19 protein-coding genes are annotated in these 19,870 nt (G+C 30.4%); 15 read left to right on the forward strand and 4 right to left on the reverse strand.

Features of this window, described 5'->3' with window-relative positions:
• Nucleotides 1-79: 79 nt before the first annotated feature.
• Complete coding sequence (locus tag Q8S45_RS11180) at nucleotides 80-943, forward strand: bifunctional 2-polyprenyl-6-hydroxyphenol methylase/3-demethylubiquinol 3-O-methyltransferase UbiG (RefSeq protein ID WP_305604739.1); 864 nt, start codon at nucleotides 80-82, stop codon at nucleotides 941-943.
• A 226-nt stretch (nucleotides 944-1,169) separates the two neighbouring features.
• Entirely contained in the window at nucleotides 1,170-1,679 is a 510-nt protein-coding gene (locus Q8S45_RS11185; protein ID WP_305604741.1) for an OmpH family outer membrane protein, read from the forward strand.
• A gap of 163 nt (nucleotides 1,680-1,842) precedes the next feature.
• Here the strand turns inward: Q8S45_RS11185 and Q8S45_RS11190 are convergent, their stop codons facing one another.
• The 3 genes from Q8S45_RS11190 to Q8S45_RS11200 are packed head-to-tail and all read right to left on the reverse strand — an operon-like array spanning nucleotide 1,843 to nucleotide 3,919.
• Nucleotides 1,843-2,364 (reverse strand): hypothetical protein, encoded by a 522-nt coding sequence (locus Q8S45_RS11190; protein ID WP_305604743.1) that lies wholly within the window; start codon nucleotides 2,362-2,364, stop codon nucleotides 1,843-1,845.
• A 10-nt stretch (nucleotides 2,365-2,374) separates the two neighbouring features.
• Nucleotides 2,375-2,770, reverse strand: a complete 396-nt coding sequence (locus Q8S45_RS11195; RefSeq protein ID WP_305604746.1) for a DoxX family protein — start codon at nucleotides 2,768-2,770, stop codon at nucleotides 2,375-2,377.
• Between the two features lie 6 nt (nucleotides 2,771-2,776).
• The gene (locus tag Q8S45_RS11200) at nucleotides 2,777-3,919 is read right to left on the reverse strand and encodes a DNA polymerase III subunit delta' (protein ID WP_305604748.1); all 1,143 of its coding nucleotides are present in this window, start codon (nucleotides 3,917-3,919) and stop codon (nucleotides 2,777-2,779) included.
• A 138-nt stretch (nucleotides 3,920-4,057) separates the two neighbouring features.
• Between Q8S45_RS11200 and pgk the strand changes: the two genes are divergently transcribed.
• The 7 genes from pgk to Q8S45_RS11235 all read left to right on the forward strand — a co-directional run bounded on the left by pgk (nucleotide 4,058) and on the right by Q8S45_RS11235 (nucleotide 11,317).
• Nucleotides 4,058-5,245 carry a phosphoglycerate kinase gene (gene pgk, locus Q8S45_RS11205; protein WP_305604750.1) on the forward strand — a complete coding sequence of 396 codons (1,188 nt, stop codon included), beginning with the start codon at nucleotides 4,058-4,060 and terminating at the stop codon, nucleotides 5,243-5,245.
• A 155-nt stretch (nucleotides 5,246-5,400) separates the two neighbouring features.
• Nucleotides 5,401-6,438 (forward strand): aldo/keto reductase, encoded by a 1,038-nt coding sequence (locus tag Q8S45_RS11210; RefSeq protein ID WP_305604752.1) that lies wholly within the window; start codon nucleotides 5,401-5,403, stop codon nucleotides 6,436-6,438.
• Between the two features lie 147 nt (nucleotides 6,439-6,585).
• Nucleotides 6,586-7,194, forward strand: coding sequence for a cytochrome c nitrite reductase small subunit (gene nrfH / locus Q8S45_RS11215; RefSeq protein ID WP_305604754.1), 609 nt, complete (start codon nucleotides 6,586-6,588; stop codon nucleotides 7,192-7,194).
• A gap of 1 nt (nucleotide 7,195) precedes the next feature.
• Nucleotides 7,196-8,686: an ammonia-forming cytochrome c nitrite reductase gene (nrfA, locus tag Q8S45_RS11220; protein WP_305604756.1), complete on the forward strand. Its 1,491-nt coding sequence runs from the start codon at nucleotides 7,196-7,198 to the stop codon at nucleotides 8,684-8,686.
• A 90-nt stretch (nucleotides 8,687-8,776) separates the two neighbouring features.
• Nucleotides 8,777-10,024 carry a cytochrome c biogenesis protein ResB gene (locus tag Q8S45_RS11225; RefSeq protein ID WP_305604758.1) on the forward strand — a complete coding sequence of 416 codons (1,248 nt, stop codon included), beginning with the start codon at nucleotides 8,777-8,779 and terminating at the stop codon, nucleotides 10,022-10,024.
• A 1-nt stretch (nucleotide 10,025) separates the two neighbouring features.
• Nucleotides 10,026-10,829 carry a cytochrome c biogenesis protein CcsA gene (ccsA, locus tag Q8S45_RS11230; protein ID WP_305604760.1) on the forward strand — a complete coding sequence of 268 codons (804 nt, stop codon included), beginning with the start codon at nucleotides 10,026-10,028 and terminating at the stop codon, nucleotides 10,827-10,829.
• Nucleotides 10,830-10,840: 11 nt separating this feature from the next.
• On the forward strand, nucleotides 10,841-11,317 hold the full coding sequence (locus Q8S45_RS11235) for a hypothetical protein (RefSeq protein ID WP_305604762.1): 477 nt from the start codon (nucleotides 10,841-10,843) through the stop codon (nucleotides 11,315-11,317).
• A gap of 61 nt (nucleotides 11,318-11,378) precedes the next feature.
• Here the strand turns inward: Q8S45_RS11235 and trpS are convergent, their stop codons facing one another.
• The gene (trpS, locus tag Q8S45_RS11240; protein ID WP_305604764.1) at nucleotides 11,379-12,347 is read right to left on the reverse strand and encodes a tryptophan--tRNA ligase; all 969 of its coding nucleotides are present in this window, start codon (nucleotides 12,345-12,347) and stop codon (nucleotides 11,379-11,381) included.
• Between the two features lie 166 nt (nucleotides 12,348-12,513).
• Between trpS and Q8S45_RS11245 the strand changes: the two genes are divergently transcribed.
• The 6 genes from Q8S45_RS11245 (at nucleotide 12,514) to Q8S45_RS11270 (ending at nucleotide 19,843) form a co-directional block, all read left to right on the forward strand.
• Nucleotides 12,514-13,257, forward strand: coding sequence for a 1-acyl-sn-glycerol-3-phosphate acyltransferase (locus Q8S45_RS11245; RefSeq protein ID WP_305604766.1), 744 nt, complete (start codon nucleotides 12,514-12,516; stop codon nucleotides 13,255-13,257).
• Between the two features lie 30 nt (nucleotides 13,258-13,287).
• The gene (locus Q8S45_RS11250) at nucleotides 13,288-13,947 is read left to right on the forward strand and encodes a hemolysin III family protein (protein ID WP_305604768.1); all 660 of its coding nucleotides are present in this window, start codon (nucleotides 13,288-13,290) and stop codon (nucleotides 13,945-13,947) included.
• A gap of 116 nt (nucleotides 13,948-14,063) precedes the next feature.
• The gene (locus Q8S45_RS11255) at nucleotides 14,064-14,801 is read left to right on the forward strand and encodes a LytTR family DNA-binding domain-containing protein (RefSeq protein WP_305604769.1); all 738 of its coding nucleotides are present in this window, start codon (nucleotides 14,064-14,066) and stop codon (nucleotides 14,799-14,801) included.
• Nucleotides 14,802-14,804: 3 nt separating this feature from the next.
• Nucleotides 14,805-16,127 carry a sensor histidine kinase gene (locus Q8S45_RS11260; protein WP_305604771.1) on the forward strand — a complete coding sequence of 441 codons (1,323 nt, stop codon included), beginning with the start codon at nucleotides 14,805-14,807 and terminating at the stop codon, nucleotides 16,125-16,127.
• Nucleotides 16,128-16,673: 546 nt separating this feature from the next.
• A complete protein-coding gene (gene recO, locus Q8S45_RS11265; RefSeq protein WP_305604773.1) occupies nucleotides 16,674-17,390 on the forward strand; it encodes a DNA repair protein RecO in 717 nt (238 codons plus the stop codon).
• Between the two features lie 2 nt (nucleotides 17,391-17,392).
• The gene (locus tag Q8S45_RS11270) at nucleotides 17,393-19,843 is read left to right on the forward strand and encodes a TonB-dependent siderophore receptor (protein WP_305604775.1); all 2,451 of its coding nucleotides are present in this window, start codon (nucleotides 17,393-17,395) and stop codon (nucleotides 19,841-19,843) included.
• The last annotated feature ends 27 nt before the right edge of the window (nucleotides 19,844-19,870 follow it).

Here is a 19,870-nt window from a genome sequence, read left to right on the forward strand (position 1 = left end):
TCCACGTGGAACAAGAAGATATTTTAAACAAAACGAAGAAAAAAAATACACATAATTTTTACAATACATCTTAATAGTAGTGGGAGAAACAATATCTAAATTTCTAACGTGTGTAGATTATACCGTTTCAAATAAAAAATTTGACTTAATCTATAATGAAAAGTACGATATGCTTGAAACTTTTCCGCAACCCAAAGGGCGCGAATTAGCTTCATATTACGAAAGCGAAACCTACATTTCCCATACAGATGCAAAAAGATCGATTACGGATAAAATATATCAAATTGTTAAAAAACACACGCTACAAAAAAAGTTGCACCTCCTAAATTCATTTAAAACTGAAGGAAAGAATTTATTAGATGTTGGATGTGGCACAGGTGAATTTTTAGTTGTTTGTAAAAACAAGGGATGGAATGTGGTTGGAGTTGAGCCAAATAAAAATGCTAGAGAATTGGCTTTGTCAAAATTAAATACAGAAAACAATACCGAAATAATTAATGATTTATTTGAAGTTGAAAACCAAAAATTTGATGTTATTACATTATGGCATGTTTTAGAACATGTGCCAATGTTAGATGAATATATTCAAAAGCTTAAGTCATTATTGAAACCAAATGGCAGAATCGTTGTGGCCGTTCCAAATTTTAAGAGTTTCGATGCATACTATTATAAACAGTTTTGGGCAGCGTATGATGTTCCTAGACACCTTTGGCATTTTTCGAAAAAAGCGATTGACATAATTTTTAAAAAGGAGCAATTAATTGTTGCCGAGGTTAAACCAATGTATTTTGATTCATTTTATGTTTCTATGCTAAGTGAAAAATATATGTATGGTAAAGCATCTCTATTTAAGGCTTTTTGGGTAGGATTAATTTCTAATTTAAAAGCAGTGACTACAAAAGAGTATTCTTCCATAATTTATGTAATCAAAAACAGCAATTAGACGATTTAAGGCTTTTTAATGAGATTTTAAGCAGCGTGGCTCATAATTTAGTGTTTATTTTTCAAAACAAGCTAAAACAACAGTTAAATAAAGCTGATTTCTATAGAAATATTCTATTTATTTAAAACATAGAATAACAAAAAACAATTAAACAAATTATTTGAACATTCTACACTTTTTGTTCATATATTCGCAAAAAAATATTTTAATATAATAATTTATAAAAATGAAAAAAATAATTATTGTTGCTTTTGCAATCTTGTTAGCTTCTTGCTCTGAAACTAAAATTGCTTATATAGATGTAGAAGTATTAATGAAAGACTATGAAGCAACCAAAGCTTTAGAAATTATGTTGAAAGCAAAGCAAGAAACTATAGCGAAACAGTTAGATAGTTTACAAGCACCATTTCAATCAAAAGTTCAAGAGTATTATGCAAATTCACAAAAAATGACTCCTCAAAAAAGAGCTGAAGTGGAAGGAGCATTGCAACAAGAACAACAATTTTTACAGGCGAAACAACAAGAGGCTTCTCAAATACTTCAAAAAGAGAATCAAGAAAATAGCGATGCTTTAACTAAAAAAGTTGATAGTTTTGTTGCAGATTATGCTAAATCTAAAGGATTTAAAGTGATTTTAGGTACTTCAGGAAAAGGTACAGTGATGTATGGTGATGAAAAATTAGATGTTACCAAAGATATTTTGGGAATTTTGAATAAAGAATATACCAAAAAATAATAGTAAAAAATTAATAAATTTTAAACCCCCTTTAGCAATTTGTTAAAGGGGGTTTCGTTTTTTAGAATTGATTTTAAGTTTAATATATTTTTTGACTTTGTGTTAAATTTAATTTTTCTATCTAGATAAAACTTAAAGATAAAATAGTATGTATAAGTATAAATTAAGATTTAGATCCCACAAATTGTTGTTCTTTTAATTTAAACAACACATTAAACGTTGTTAAACTTCCATAAATTCTGGTGATATATTGTTGCAAATCAACTTTGTCCTGATCATCTAAACTGCTTGCATTTATTTTTTGTTCCATAACTCGAACACGGTCACGAACCATTACAATTTTATGGAAAAAAGTTTCAATCGGAATTTCTTTAGCGCTAAGGCTAGTATCTCCAGGTTCAAGAATTAAATTTCCGCCTTTCCATTTGTCGGCAATATGAACTACTTCTGTAACATCAGACCATTTTTGAAGTAAGTTTTTAAAAACTTTTTCAACTTCGTAAAAACTGATCGCATCAACTTCATCTTCCAAATTTTCAATTATTTCAAAAGTACTGTCTATATCAATAGTTTCTAAACCACTTTCTATAAATGTTACCCAATAATGTTTAGCTGTTAAATTTGTTACAACTCCCATACCAAATTCGGGGTGTTTTATACGTGATCCAATTCCTAATAATTTCATAATTAGTGTGTTATGTTAAAATGTAAATTCCAAAACAATTTAAAATAAAATAAATTGTTACATTCATTGCTCCAGTATAATCTTTTGCAATTCGCTGTCCGATAAGCAAAATTAGTAAGGTTATTGCCGAAAGAATAAATGCTATTTGAGCAACTAAAATTTGCTGTAAATTAATAATATAATACATCCCTAAAAGTAATATAAACAGGCATATAATTTCTAACACCACCACTACTTTAATAAAAAAGGCGAGGTGTTTAATCACGAAAGTTTTATCAAAATGAATTTTATAAAATTTAATGGTTCCTTTCCAACCAGTTAACTTTTCATAAATAGAAAAAAAATAAGTGATGCCAAAAAATAGCAGAATTAGAAGTGTTGTTAGATTTGAATAAATAGCATTCATTTTTTGTTATTCGGTGTCTTTTAGGTGTAAAAAACGAGTTAATTTGATAGATAAATCTAATAAAATTATTTTAGCATTTCCATTACGTTCAATATGATAAATAGCCTCATTTAATTCTTCAGTTATTAATAAAATATTGGAACCATGAATAAACGGAGCAAATTTTTCTAAACTAAAATTTGGTGTTTTTGGTTGTAAATAAACCAAAGAACTTGCATTGTAATTTAGCAACAAAGCTTGTCTAAAATATTGAATACAAAAAGTTAAAAACCGTTTTTGTGTTTCGCGTCCAGTTTTGGAAATAGTTTCACTCCATTCGATAAGAAGTTGAATAACAGATGAATCTCCTTTGGCCTTAAAAGCTGCTCGAATCCAGGTTATAAACCAGGTTTCAAATTGTTCATCGGTGTTATCATTGTGCAATAAATGCATTGCTTTATTAAAATTTCCGTCTGATTGTTGTGCAATATATTTTGCTATTGGAGCATCAGTACCTTCACGCTCAATTAATCCTTGTGCAATTATTGTTTCAGGCAATAAAGGGAATTGTAAAATTTGACATCTTGAAGTGATGGTTGTTAATAATTGTTCTTGATTTTCACTGACCAAAATAAAAACGGTTTTATCAGGTGGTTCTTCTAACAATTTTAATAGTTTATTTGCAGCAGAAGTATGCATTTTTTCTGCTATCCAAATAACCATAATTTTATATCCGCCTTCATATGATTTTAATTGCAAAGCCTTCACAATTTCCTCGGCTTCATCTACTCCAATTTGTCCTTGTTTATTTTCAACACCAATTTGCTGAAGCCATTCAAATAAATTACCATAAGGGTTATTTGTTATAAAAGACCGCCATTCGTCTAAAAATAATTTACTAACCGGTTTACTTTTTACGATATCGTTTATAGCCACAGGAAAGGCAAAATGTAAATCGGGATGTGCTAGTTTTGAACATTTTATTTCACACGATGTTCTATCAGTATTTGAAGAACATAAAAGATATTGTGCATACGCAATTGCCATTGAAAGTGTTCCAGATCCTTCTTTTCCTACAAATAATTGGGCATGAGGAATTCTGCCATTATCAGTAGATTTTATTAAATGACTTTTTAAATGTTCTTGACCTAAAACTTCAGAAAATTTCATAAAACGAAAGTAAAACATTTTCAGCAAATATAAATTGAGTATTGTGAATCTTTCAAACTTAACTCTGAAATCGGTTTCGTAAAAATCTTCAATGCATTATTTTTTTTGAAGTATATTTGTGAAACAAAAATTAACACAATGAAAACAATAAACGATATAGATTTTAAAGGTAAAAAGGCAATTATTAGAGTTGATTTTAACGTGCCTTTAGACGAAAATTTTAAGGTTACGGATCCTACCAGAATTGAAGCTGCAAAACCTACAATTGTTAAAATTTTGGCTGATGGGGGAGCTGTTATTTTAATGTCTCATTTAGGAAGGCCAAAAGGGGTAGAAGAAAAATATTCATTAAAGCATATTCTTAAAACTATTTCAAGTACTATAAGTGTTGAAGTAAAATTTGCGTCAAATTGCGTGGGTGAAATTGCGGAAAAAGCATCGTCTGAATTAAAAATGGGTGAGGTTTTACTATTAGAGAATTTACGTTTTCATAAAGAAGAAGAAGCTGGAGATGAAACATTTTCGAAGCAACTTGCAAGTTTGGGTGATATTTATGTTAATGATGCATTTGGTACTGCTCACAGAGCCCATGCTTCAACTACAATTGTAGCTAACTATTTTCCAAAAAACAAGTGTTTTGGTAGTTTATTGGCACAAGAAATTATAAGCCTTAAAAAAATATTGGAAGAAGGGGAGAAACCTGTATTGGCAATTTTAGGTGGATCTAAAGTATCTTCTAAAATTACTATTATCGAAAATATTTTAGATAAAGTAGATCATCTAATAATTGGAGGTGGTATGAGTTTTACATTTATAAAAGCACTTGGAGGTAAAATTGGAGACTCTATTTGTGAAGATGACAAGCAAGAACTTGCCCTAGAAATACTTACAAAAGCAAAAGAAAAAGGAGTTCAAGTTCATATTCCTGTTGATGTAATTGCGGCAGACGATTTTAATAATAATGCGAACACTAAAGTTTGTAATATTAATGAAATACCTGATGGATGGCAAGGTTTAGACGCTGGACCAAAATCTCGAGAATTGTTCGATAAAATTGTAAAACAATCAAAAACTATTCTTTGGAATGGACCAGTTGGTGTATTTGAAATGGAAAATTTTGCAGGAGGAACAATAGCCTTAGGGAATTCTATAGCCTCAGCTACAAAAAATGGTGCATTTTCTTTAGTTGGTGGGGGTGATTCCGTTGCGGCGGTAAAGCAATTTGGATTTGAAGATAAAGTAAGTTATGTTTCTACTGGAGGAGGAGCAATGTTGGAAAGCTTAGAAGGAAAAGTGTTGCCAGGTATTGAAGCTATATTAAAATAATAAACATCATTCTGGCCAAGAACGGAGTCAAATTCTGTTTCAGAATCTCATAATATTAGTCACTTTTTTATTGTAATACTAATTTATCGCGGTAGATTATTTCTTTACCTTTGAAAATTAATTAGATAAACGATTTAACAAATAAACCATTAAAAATGATTTACACTACCATTCCAAATACTTCAATAAAAGTTAGTAAAATATGTTTAGGAACCATGACTTTTGGCCAGCAAAATACAGAAAATGAAGCCCATGAGCAATTGAATTTTGCGGTAGAGAAAGGAATTAACTTTATTGATACCGCCGAAATGTATTCCATCCCAGGAAAAAAAGAAACACAAGGAAGCACAGAATTTTTTATAGGTAGTTGGTTAAAAAATAAAAAAAGAGAAGATATAGTAGTAGCCACCAAAGTAACAGGTCCAAATGAATACTTTAAATATATAAGAGAAAACTTAGGATTCTCAAAACAAGTAATCCACGAAGCGTTAAACAAAAGTTTAAAGCGTTTACAAACCGATTATGTAGATGTGTATCAGTTACATTGGCCAGATCGAACTACTAATTTTTTTGGACAACGAAATTATGTTCATAATCCAAATGAAAAATGGGATGATAATTTTAAGGAAGTTATAGAAACATTAGACAGTTTAGTAAAAGAAGGAAAAATTCGTCATTACGGTGTTTCTAATGAAACTTCTTGGGGTTTAATGCGGCATTTAACAGAAAGCAAGTATAATAATTTGGCACGCTGTAAAACCATTCAAAATTCATATTCATTATTAAACAGAATTTTTGAAATTAACTTAGCTGAAGTTTCTATGCGTGAAAATGTTGGGTTATTAGCCTATTCGCCTTTGGGTTTTGGAATGTTAACTGGTAAATATTTGAATGGAAATTTACCAGATAATTCTCGGTTAAAATTATTCCCAGCTTACGTACGTTATAATAGTGAGCAATCCCATATTTTAACTCAAAAATATGCTGATTTGGCCAAAGAACTAAACATAAGTCTTACTCAGCTTTCACTTGCATTTGTAAATCAACAACCATTTGTTACTTCCACTATTATTGGAGCCACTACTCTTGAACAATTGAAAGAAAATATAGAAAGTGTTCACGTGGAACTCTCGCAAGAAACACTTCAAAAAATAAACAAAATTCAAGAGTTACAACCAAATCCAGCTCCATAATTTTTAGTTAAAATATTTCTCTAATGTGTGATAAAAATCATAGTTTTTAATAAAGTTACGGATGAAATTTGCACTTTAAAGAAACTTAAAAGATAAAATTATCTTTAAATCTTTATATCAATAGATTAAAAAGCAAAACATCATTAGATGAAAAGACTATTTAAATTTTTAACACCACCAAAACAATGGTTACTTCCAGCTATAATTTTAATGGGAGCTATGACTGGATTAACACTTTATGGATTGGTAGAGTCAAAGGCAATTTCGTATTTGTCTGATGACCCAAAGGCTTGTGCCAATTGCCATGTTATGACACCACAGTATACTACTTGGCAAAATAGTTCTCATAGAGAGTGGGCTACTTGTACAGATTGTCATATTCCACAAGGAAGTTTTGTTGAAAAATATATGGCTAAAGCGCAAGATGGATTTTTTCATTCAGCTGTATTTATGATGCGTTCTGAACCTGAAGTAATTCAAATGAGAGCGGAAAGAGATATTACGGTTCAAAACAATTGCATTAGATGTCATAAAGATCAAGTTACTGATGCAAAAAAAGCATCTTTGAGTGAAGATCATATAAAAAACGCTACCACCAAAAATTGTTGGGAGTGTCATAGAGAAGTACCACACGGAAGAGTAAATAGTTTATCATCAGTAAAATATTATGGTAGAATTGATGGAGAACAACAAGAAACTGTACCTCAATGGTTAGAAAAATATTTAAACAATTCAGAAAATAAAAACAATAAATGAAATGAGTAATACAAGAAAACCTTGGATGAACTGGGTGCTATTTTTCGCATCGTTAGTAGTAGTGTTTTTGTTAGGACTTTTAGTTTCTTCAATAACAGAACGCAAAATGGAGGCTAAATACGCCTATACTCCATTAAATAATATTAAAAAATTAGACCCTAGAAACGAAGTTTGGGGAGAAAATTTCCCACGTGAATTTGAATCGTATTATAGAACGGCAGATACTACGTTTAGTTCTAAATACAACAGTGCATCTAAAGTAGATTATTTAGAAAAATATCCAGAATTTGTTGTTCTTTGGGCTGGTTATGGTTTTTCTAAAGATTATAATTCGGGTAGAGGTCACGTACACGCTATAGACGATTTACACAATACACTTAGAACTGGTGGACCTACAGGGTCAGAAGACGGACCAATGCCATCAACTTGTTGGACTTGTAAATCTCCAGATGTACCACGTTTAATTAACGATATTGGTGTAGATGCATATTACAAAGGAAAGTGGTCTAGCAAAGGTTCTCAAGTTGTAAATCCTATTGGTTGTGCAAACTGTCATAATGAGAAATCAATGAAATTAACTATTACGCAACCTGCTTTAATTGAAGCTTTCCAACGTCAAGGTAAAGACATTACAAAAGCAACTCATAACGAAATGCGTTCGTTGGTTTGTGCACAATGTCATGTAGAATACTACTTTAAATCTGATATTCCAGGTAAAGAAGGTATCGCTTATTTAACTTTCCCTTGGGATGGTGGAGATACTATGGAAGATATGGAAAAATATTACGACAACGTTAAGCACGTAGACTGGGTACATTCATTAAGTAAAGCACCGATGTTAAAATCTCAACATCCAGATTACGAAATATATAAAATGGGTATTCATGGAAAAAGAGGTGTTTCTTGTGCAGATTGTCATATGCCTTATAAAACTGAAGGTGGACAAAAATTTACAGATCACCATATTCAATCTCCTTTAAACAATATTGCAAATTCTTGTCAAGTTTGTCATAAACAAGATAAAGATGAACTTATTAAAAACGTATTTGACAATCAAGATAAAATTGCAGCAAACCGTCAAGAATTAGAAAAATTACTAGTTCGTGCTCACGTTGAAGCAAAAAAATGCTGGGATTTAGGAGCAACTGAAGCTCAAATGAAGGATATTTTACAAGGATTAAGATTGGGTCAATGGCGTTGGGATTTTGTTGCATCTTCTCATGGTGGATCTTTCCACGCACCAGTAGAAATGGGTAGAGTTTTAGGAAAAGGTATTAATATTACGCAAGAAACTAGAATTAAACTAGCAAAGCTTTTAATGACACTTGGACATAAAGGTGATGTGCCTTATCCAGCAATTGAAACAAAAGCAGCAGCGCAAAAATTCATTGGTTTAGATATGTCTGCTTTAAAAGAAGAAAAGGAAAAATTCAAAAAAGAATTATTACCTAAATGGAAAGCTGAAGCAAAAGCTAGAGAGGCAAAATATTAAAAGGGTATTTAGTAACTGGAATCTGGTATCAAGTTTTTAATTTTTTATACATTGTGCCAGTTACCAAATAATAGCTACTAGACTAAAAATATGAGTGAAAATAAGTTAAAAATTCAACGTAATCTTTGGGAAAGCCCATGGGGTTACGTTGAATCCTTTTTAATAGGATTTGGTCTAATTGTAACTGGTTTCTTTTTAGAAACTTTTAGTGCCTCTAGCAGCAGTCTAGAATTGGTATTCCCTTTTAACATACTTATTTTAAGCATCTATATTTTACTATTGTTTGTGCTTTATAAGTGGTTTTCGACGAGCGTAATTGTAAGATGGCTTACCAAAGTTCCTGCATCAATTTCAAGCATTGTCTTGGTTACCTTAATGGTTATGATAATGGGAATAATTCCACAAGTAACCTCTGAAAACAATTTAATTAATAATTTAGGCTTAAATAGAATTACTAGTAATTGGGCGTTTTTACTTATTTTACTTCAGTTTTTAACCTGTTTAGGTTTAATTACAATTAAAAGAATTTTTCAATTCAGCTGGGCTAATTTAGGTTTTATACTCAATCATTTAGGACTTTTTATTGCACTAACAGCTGGAGTAATGGGTTCTGGAGATTTGCAGCGTTTTTCAATAAATACTTTTGAAGGAAAACCAAGTTGGATTGCCAGTGATGCTCAAAAAAAAGAAATAGAATTACCCTTTGCATTTTATTTAAAAGATTTTATTATTGATGAATACAATCCTAAACTTGCTTTAATCGATAACAGTACCGGGGGAATTACAAACAATAATGGTAATAATCTTTATTTGGTTGAAAAAGGAGAAAATTACGTTTTTAATAATTTTGAAGTTAACATAGAAAAATTTTTTCAATCGTCTGGCAGAATTGGAGAAAGGTATGAGCCAGTAAACGAATTAGGCGCTCCTCCAGCAGCTTATATTACTGTTAAAAATGTTAAAAACGATTCTATAGTTAGTGGCTGGATAAGCAGCGGTAGTTTTGCACATCCTTATAAAGCTCTTAAAATAAATGAAGAGTTTTCTATGGTAATGACTATTCCAGAAATAAAAAAATTTAGTTCTGAAGTAGATATTTTAACACAAGAAGGAGAACGAATTAGTACTGTATTAGAAGTAAATAAACCATTTAGTTACGGAGGATATAAAATTTATCAGCTAAGCTACGATGACAAAATGGGCAAATGGTCCGATTTGTCTGTATTAGAATTGGTTAAAGACCCTTGGTTACCTGTAATTTATTTTGGAATATTTATGATGATTGCAGGTGCTATTTATATGTTTTGGATGGGGAGTAGAATAACTAATAATCAATAAAATGACTTGGATAAATTTTCCTTTATATAGTGGTATCATAGCTTTATTATGGTTTTTGGGAATCGTATTATTACTGTTTTCTTATAAAAAAGATAGGTATTTTAAATTTGCACAGCTTTTTTTTGTTGTAGGCTGGTTAACGCTTCTATTATTTGTTATAAAGCTATGGATAGAATTAGATAGGCCACCAATGAGAACTTTAGGCGAAACCCGATTATGGTATTCAACTTTTTTGCCATTTATTGGTTTTGTAACCTATTTTAGGTGGAAATATAAATGGTTTTTAGCGTACAGTATTGGTATGGCTGGATTGTTCTTAGCAATTAATTATTTACATCCAGAAACCTATTCTAAAACACTTATGCCAGCATTACAAAGTCCATGGTTTATACCTCATGTACTTGTATATTTATTTTCCTATGCCGTGTTGGCCGCATCTAGTATAGTTGCTCTAAAAGGACTTTACGATTTTTTTAAAGGAAACTACAAGCCCGAAACCCTAAAACTAGCAGATAACTTGGTATTTATAGGATTTGCATTTTTAACACTTGGATTATTATTTGGAGCACTTTGGGCTAAAGAAGCATGGGGACATTATTGGTCATGGGATCCAAAAGAGGTTTGGGCTTTTTTAACTTGGATGGGTTATTTAATTTATATTCATTATCGTTATTTTCATTCTCAAAACACCAAACAAGCATTGTCAATTTTAGCTTTGGCATTTGTGGTGTTATTAGTATGTTGGTTTGGTGTAAACTATTTACCAGTTGCAAATACAAGTGTGCATACTTATACACAATACTAAAAAACAATTTTATGGAATATTTAACCTTCGCAAGAGTTTTACATGTTTTATCAGTTGTTTTATGGATTGGAGGTGTTTCAATGGTAACCACTGTAATAATTCCTGCAGTAAAAAAAATGAAATCTAAAGAAGAGCAAATAGAAACCTTTGAAAAAATTGAAGGAAGGTTTGCTTTACAAGCCAAAATCACAACGTTAATTACCGGTTTGTCTGGAATTTATATGGTGTATGCTTCAAATGCGTGGAATCGTTTTTTAGAGCCTCGTTTTTGGTGGTTTCATACAATGGTAATTGTTTGGGTGCTTTTTACTGTTGTGTTGTATATTTTAGAACCTTTTGTATTACATAAATTATTTAAAAAACAGGTCGCTAAAAATCCTGAAAAAACATTTAATTTTATACATAAAGCTCATTGGGCTTTACTAATTTTAAGTTTGGCAACAATTTTTGGAGCAGTTGCAGGATGCCATGGCTGGTTTATTTTTTAAACAATAAAACTATTATTCTAAATTAATTTAGAATAATAGTTTATACTTCGTGTTTTCAAATCTAGTATCCTAATTTCTCTCGAACCCTTTTTAAAACGTCTTTAGCAACTTTACGCGCTTTTTCTGCGCCAATTTCCAACGCTTTGTCTACTTCTTCCAAATTATTCATAAAGTAGTTGTACCGTTCTCTTTCAAAGGAATATTTATTAACTAATAGTTCATAAAAAGCTTGTTTGGCTGTACCATAGCCGTAATTTCCACCTTCATAATTTGCTCTCATTTCAGCAATTTCTTCTTTTGAAGCAATTAGTTTATACAAAGTAAATAAATTACAAGTATCAGGATTTTTTGGAGCTTCCAACGGAGTAGAATCCGTTTGAATTTTCATAATCTGTTTACGCAATTCTTTATCTGGCAAAAATAAATTGATGATATTTCCGCTAGATTTACTCATTTTTCCACCATCGGTTCCAGGAACGTACATAGTTCCTTCTTGTATTTTTGCCTCTGGCGGAACCAAAGAATCGCCCATTTGGTGGTTAAATCTGTTAGCAACATCACGCGTCATTTCTAAATGTTGCAATTGATCTTTACCAACAGGTACTATTTCAGCATCGTACAATAAAATATCTGCTGCCATTAACATTGGATAAGAAAATAAACCTGCATTTACATCTTCTAATCGATCTGCCTTGTCTTTAAAGCTATGCGCTAATGTTAATCGTTGATACGGATAAAAGCAACTTAAATACCAAGAAAGTTCGGTAACTTGGGGAATATCGCTTTGTCTGTAAAAAATAGTTTTTGTTAGGTCTAAACCAAATGCAAGCCAAGTGGCAGCGGTACTATAGGTGTTTTCACGCAATTCATTTCCATTTTTTATTTGGGTTAATGAATGCATATCTGCAATAAATAAAAAGGATTCATTTTTAGGATCGTTTGCCATTTGAATGGCTGGAATAATCGCCCCTAATAAATTTCCTAAATGTGGGGTTCCTGTACTTTGAACGCCTGTTAAAATTCTTGACATTTTGTATTTTTTGTAAGCAAAAATAGTAATTTCAAAAAGAAAATAAGAATAGAATTAAAATTACTATTTTTGGTTTCTATGAACCGAGCATTCAAGATTTTTATTTTTATAAGAATGATTAATAGCGAACAGCATATGTTACAACTTAATAATAGAATGTAAACATATGAAATTTTTAAAACGTATTTTTTATATTTTTTGGCGTTGCTGGTTTTATGGCTGGGTGCTTTTTAGCATTATTGCCATATTTCCTGTCTTGTTGGTGGTAACTTCTTCTGAAAATTTATATCCTACTTTTTTTAAAATTGCGAGAATTTGGGCAAAAACCAATTTATTTGTAATGGGTTTTAGAGTTAAAATTATTGAAAACCAATTTATTGATAAGCAAAAGAGTTATATGTTTTGTCCCAATCATACCTCCATGATAGACGTAATGATTATGTTAGCAATTGCTAAAAATCCTTTTGTTTTTGTGGGTAAAATTGAATTAACCAAAATCCCTGTGTTTGGATTTTTTTATAAGCGAACGTGTATTATAGTTGATAGAAGTGATTCGGGAAGTAGAAAAGCGGTATTTGATGAAGCCAGACGTAGATTAAATAATGGTTTAGATGTTTGTATTTTCCCTGAAGGGTTAGTACCAAGTGACGAGAGTGTTATTTTAAGCGATTTTAAAAATGGCGCCTTTAGATTGGCTATAGAGCATAAAATACCAATTGTTCCTATTTCTTTTTACGATTGCAAAAAACGATTTTCGTATACTTTTTTTAGTGGAAGTCCAGGTCTACTGAGAGTTAAAATTCATCCTTTTATTGACACAAATAATTTAACATTAAAAGATAGTAATTCATTAAAAAAACAGACATTTGGTTTAATTTACAACGATCTATTATCTGACTCTTTAAAATAAAGTAGTTTTAGGAACGTTTCAATTTAGATTATGAAAAATAAAATGTCAGCAAAATATTACGAACCAAAGGAAGAAAAAATCAATGTTATTACCCATAGTATTGGCCTGATTTTAAGTGTTGTTGCTCTAGTTTTATTGGTTGTAAACGCAAGTTTGTATGGTACTGCAAAGCACATTGTAAGTTTTAGTATTTATGGAGCAAGTTTAATTGTATTATACTCAGCATCAACATTATATCATTATGTCCAAAGCCCTAATTTACGAATAAGACTCAATATCTTTGATCACGCCGCCATTTACGTTTTAATTGCAGGAACCTATACTCCTTTTACCTTGGTAGTTTTAAAAGGCTGGGTTGGTTGGACTATTTTTGGGGTGGCTTGGGGGTTGGCAATTGGTGGAATTGTTTTTAAACTTTTTTTTACAGGGAGGTTCGATAAATTATCCACTGTAATGTATGTTTTAATGGGCTGGCTAATCATTTTCGCAGTAAAGCCACTTGTTGCTAATTTTGAAACTTCTGGCCTACTTTGGCTACTTTTTGGAGGCATATTTTATACCGTTGGAGCCGTTCTTTATAGCATACAAAGCATAAAGTATAATCATGCTATTTTTCATGTTTTTGTACTTTTAGGTAGTTTCAGCCATTTTGTGGCAATTTATTTTTATGTTTTACCAACATATAACTAATAAAATTTAGTACTTTTATTGCGGAAATGATAAAAATGATGCAAAAAATACTCTTTGTGGATATTTACAAATGTTGTAACTTGCAAAAAAATAACGCTTTAAAATAGTCCCTGATTATGCTAAAAATACTACTTGTTGATGATGAGAAAGATGCTCTCGAAGCTTTGGAATGGAAATTAAGCAATTACATTGATAATGTTGAAATTACCACATGTAATTCACCAATAAAGGCTATAGACATTATAAATAACAATAAACCAGATGTGGTTTTTTTAGACATCCAAATGCCAGAAATGGATGGTTTTACGTTAATTGAAAAAGTAAATAATAGAGATTTTAATTTAATTTTTACTACAGCTCATGACGAATTTGCTTTAAAAGCAATAAAAGTATCCGCAATAGATTACCTCCTTAAACCAGTTGATAAAGATGAATTGGTGGCCGCTATGGGTAAAATTATAAAATCTAAAAAAGGAGATCTTCTTGAAAATAAGCTTCAACTGTTATTGAATAATTTAAATGACAGTAACGATAAAATTAATATTTCTGCAGATGGCAAGGTTTATTTATTGGATAAGGAAGATGTCGTAATGTTAAAGTCAGATAAAAGCTATACTACTATTTTCTTAAAATCAGAGCAACAAATATTAGTTTCAAAAACGTTGAAGGAAGTTGAGAAAAAATTTCAATTCCCTGAATTTTTTAGAGTTCATAATTCTTATTTAATCAATCTAAATCATATTAAGGAGTATTTAAAAGGACTTGGTGGAGAATTAATTATGACGAATGGTTTAACGGCAAGCATAAGTAGAAACCGAAAAGCCGAGCTGTTTAAAAAAATATACTTAGACTAACGGATGCTTTTAGATTTTCATTCTGAAATATATTCTTGGATTAGAGGAGGACTTTTTGTACTCTTCCTTTATAATTTCTTAATTTATTTTCAGAATAAAAACAAACTGTATTTATATTATAGTTTGTATCTGTTAGCATTTACAATTTACCTTACCAAGCATGTTGCTTCTCAAGCGTTTATGCCCTTTTTTAATTACCTAAATTTTGCAATTCAATTTTTTGCCTATTCAGCATATTTATCCTTTGCAAGAGAGCTTTTGGATACTAGAAAATTGCTTGCAAAATGGGATAGGTTTTTTGTGATAGGAAACAAATCTCTAATTTTTATTGGCCTTTTCTTTATTTTTATTCAAGCAACAATGGGGTATGAATTTCAAGAGAAAGTATTCACAATACTTGCTCCAATACTCACACTATTTGCCTTATTTGTTTATTATCAAGTGGTAACAACAATTAAAGATGTGTTCTCAACCTATTTTATCATCGGATCTTTAGTGTATGTTATTTTTGCAAATATTAGCTTTTTAGAAATAATTGTTGGGCCAGAAATGTTTATTAATAACGGAGTGCAGCCTATGTTTTTCGTGTATTTAGGTACTTTTTTACAGTGTATTATTTTTTCAATTATAATTGGGTTTATTTATAATCGATTAGAGCAAAAAAGCACGAACGCAGAAATTAGACTTGTCAATAAATTAAAAGAAATTGAAGAATTAAAAATGATTACACTTCAAAGTCAAATGAATCCTCATTTTTTATTTAATTCTTTAAATTCAATCAATAATTTTGTTTTAAAAAATGAAGTTGAAAAGGCATCTGATTATATTACAAAGTTTTCTAAATTAATTAGAGCCATATTAAATAGTTCGTCCACACCCGTATCATTTCTTTCAGAAGAGTTAGAAATATTAGCATTGTATGTTAAAATGGAACAAATGAGAATTACTGGAGGTTTTAATTACAACGTGATTATTGATGAGAGCCTTGTTTTAGATGAAATAAAAGTACCACCTATGTTTCTACAGCCCTTTATTGAAAATTCAATTTGGCATGGAATTATGAAAAAAGAAGGTGATAAAAGCATTAATCTTACCTTATTAACGGAAAATGACATGGTGCTTTGTACTATTGTTGATAATGGTATTGGGATAAATAAATCGCAAGAACTACAAATTTCACAAAAAAAGAAGTTTTATGGTACTAAAACTACTGAAGACAGAATTAAAATGTTATATCAAAACAGCGCTGTAAGTATTAATATTGAAGATATTTGTGAAGGGGAAACTACTGGGACAAAAGTGACTATTAAGTTTCCAATAAAATAAATTCCTTAGTTTTACATTATCTAAAACAATTGTTGTAATATTTTTTCAGATTAAGATTAGAGGGTGGTATTTGTTGAAATTAGTGTTAAAATTTTACAAAAAACACTTAAAAACGCAAAAAAATAACATATCATATATCCCATTTATGTATAAAAAACTACCATTTGTTAACTTTTTGTAATGAAATGTAAACTTATTGTGTTCAGAATTTGAAACTAGAGTATATTTGTATTGTATAATTGTCGAGAGGGGTTTTGGCACTATACATTAAAACATTAAATAAGTCTTTGGGGTTGATTTATTTATTCCTTGAACATTGTAATTCAAATTACAATGTTCAAGGTTTTTTTTTGAAATGAACTTTTCTTGTCTTAATTATTTTGGTATGTTTTTAATTAAATTATTTAAGTAAATTCACACGATTAATTTTGCTGTCTAAAATAATGTTTTGACCAAAGGAAGCTCTGGAAGTTTTGACTTCCTTAACTCAACGAATTAAATCAAATCAAATAAATCTTAAAAAGGATATTTCAGCATCAACCAAAAATGATTGAAACCACAAAAGCAATTGTAATAGGCACTATAAAATTTGGTGATACAAGTCTTATTGCCACGTGTTATACAGAAAATGGCGGTCGTAAATCATATCTATTAAAAGGGATAGTAGCCTCAAAAAAGAGTAAAATTAAAATTGCTTATTTTCAACCTCTTACCTTATTGAACATTACAGCAAATCACAATAACAAAGGGTTACTAAACTCTATAAGAGAAGTAAGTGTATTGCACCAGTATAATTCGGTTCAAACACATATTAAAAAACAAACCATAGCTCTATTTCTTTCAGAAATTTTACATAGTGCTATTAAAGAAGAAGAACAGAATGCATCGTTGTTTCAATATTTAGAAACATCATTTTTGTGGCTAGATTCACACGATAATATTTCAAATTTTCATTTACTTTTTTTATTGAATTTAACTAAATATTTAGGTTTTTATCCAGAAATCATTGATGCAAATGCAAGTTTCTTTGATTTGGTTAAAGGAACCTTTACAAATAGCCCTTCAATAAATAGCATTAAAAGGGAAAATTTACTTGTTTTTAAAAGACTTTTAGGCATAAATTTTGATGTGTTACATTTGGTAGATTTCAATGCTAATAATAGGCAAACGATACTTACAATTTTAATGCAATATTTTGAATTACATATGGAAGGCTTTAGAAAACCTAAATCGTTAGATATCTTAAAATCTGTTTTTAGTTAATTATGAGATTATTAATAGCGTTACTAAGTATTGTAACAATTTCCGTTCAAGCCCAAAAAGTAAAAGTATTAGAATATGGCTCTAATTTTCCTATTGAAAATGTTACCATTTATGATGATTCAAATAATGAAGTTGTTTATACAAATAAGATGGGAATAGCTGATTTATCGGCATTTTTAATTACAGATATTATTTCATTCAATCATTTATCCTTTTATGAATATGAAATTTTAAAACGAGAATTAGGCGAAATAGAGTATGTTGTGCATTTGGTTAAAAAAGCGGAGCAACTTGAAGAAGTGGTTTTATCCGCTTCAAAAGGTGAAGAAACTAGAAGGCGGATAGCAGAACAAATTGCAGTTGTTTCTAAAAACGAAATTAGAAGAATCTCACCACAAACATCAGCAGATTTACTTTCAAACATTGCAGGTATTCGAGTCCAAAAAACTCAATCTGGTGGAGGAAGTCCGGTTTTAAGGGGTATGGAAGCCAATAGAGTGCTTTTAGTTGTTGATGGTGTTAGAATGAATAATGCAATTTATAGAACGGGTCATTTACAAAATTCAATTACAGTTTCACCAACTATTTTAGATAGAACAGAGGTTATTTTTGGACCATCCTCTGTTATTTATGGTTCCGATGCTTTAGGAGGCGTAATTCATTATTATACAAAAACCCCAAAAGTTAGTGAGCGAAGTGAAATAAATACTAGTATTTATTCGAGATATAGTAGTGTAAATAACGAGTTTACTTCTGAAGGGAACATTGAAATAAGACAGCCTAAATGGGCTTCATACACCAGTTTTTCGTACAGTGATTTTGGGGAAGTTAACATGGGTAAAAATAGAAATCACGGTTTTAAAGATTGGGGAAAAGTATTGGATTATTCTAATAACTCAACTTATTTTTACAATGTATTAAGTGTTGCTAATAAGGATGTTAATCTTCAAAAAAATACAGATTATGACCAAACCGATGTGCTTCAAAAATTTAACATTCCTCTTTCTTCTAAAACCAATTTAATTTTAAATTTTCAATATTCAACGTCTTCAAAAATTCATAATTTTAGTGATTTAACTGAGTATTCTAAGGGAAAATTAAAAAATGCAGAATCGTATTATGGACCTCAAAAACGATTGTTAATTTCATCTCAATTAAAATTTGAACCAAAATTAAGTTGGTTAGAAAATGGAAGTATTACAACTGCTTTTCAAAATATTGAGGAATCAAGAATTCAACGTAAATTTTCAAGTTTAGACAGATCATACAGAATTGAAGACGTTGATGTGTTTAGTATTAATGGAGATTTTTTTGTGCCGCTTACAGCTTCAAATACTCGAATATTATCTTATGGTGTAGAGGCTACTCATAATAATGTTTCTTCAAATTCCTTTGGGAAAAGATTGGAAGTGTTTGGGAATAAAGTTATTGGCTTTTCAGATACTTTTGTTGTTCAATCTAGAAATCCAGATGGCGGAAGCACTTATACAAGTTTGGCATCGTATGTTAATTATAGACAAAATATAAATAAAAAAACAACCCTTAATTCTGGTATTCGATTGGTAAATACACATTTAACGGCCACTTGGATAGACGATACGTTTATAACCTTACCAGATTTTGATATTTCATTGAATAATTCTGCTGTAACAGCAACGTTTGGTTATGCGTATAAACCAAATGAAAATTGGCAATTTAATAGTGTTTTAGCCTCAGGATTTAGAGCTCCAAATATTGATGACGTTGGAAAGATTAGAGAAAAATCAGGCAATGTTACTGTTCCTAATATTTATTTGAAACCAGAATATGCCTATAGTGCAGAAACGAGTATTTTAAAATATTTTGATGCAAAAAAATTTCAGATGGACTTTACCATTTATTATACGTTATTAGATAACTATATTACTAGAGATTATTTTACAATGAATAATTCCGCTACTATTTTATACGATGGAGAGCTTGGAAATATAGTTGCTAATGTAAATAAGAGGAGTGCGTTTATTGCTGGAAGTACTTTTAGTTTTAAAGGAAATATTGCTACCAATTGGACTGCTAAAGGTGCAGTTACATACACTAAAGGAAAAGCTTATGACACCCATGAACCACTTTCTTCAATTCCACCATTATTTGGTGCTTTGGAGTTAGGGTATGAAACAGAAAGGTGGCAAGCAGGCATAATGTATAAGTTTAATGGTAAAAAAGGTGTTAAAAATTATAATTTAACGGAAGGTATAGACAGTGTTGAACAAACCCCGCTAATTACAACTACAAATGATTATTATGGAACTCCAAGTTGGAGCACCTTTAACTTAAATGCCAATTGCAGAATATCTAAGTCAGTAACTTTTTATACTTCTATTGATAATATTTTAGATGTTCATTACAAAGAATTTGCTTCAGCAATTAGCGCACCAGGAAGAAACATTTCCTTCTCAGTTTTATTGAGCATTTAGTGATACATTTATCAAAATTCACATTTT

Source organism: Lutibacter sp., assembly GCF_030692605.1.
Lineage (GTDB): Bacteria > Bacteroidota > Bacteroidia > Flavobacteriales > Flavobacteriaceae > Lutibacter.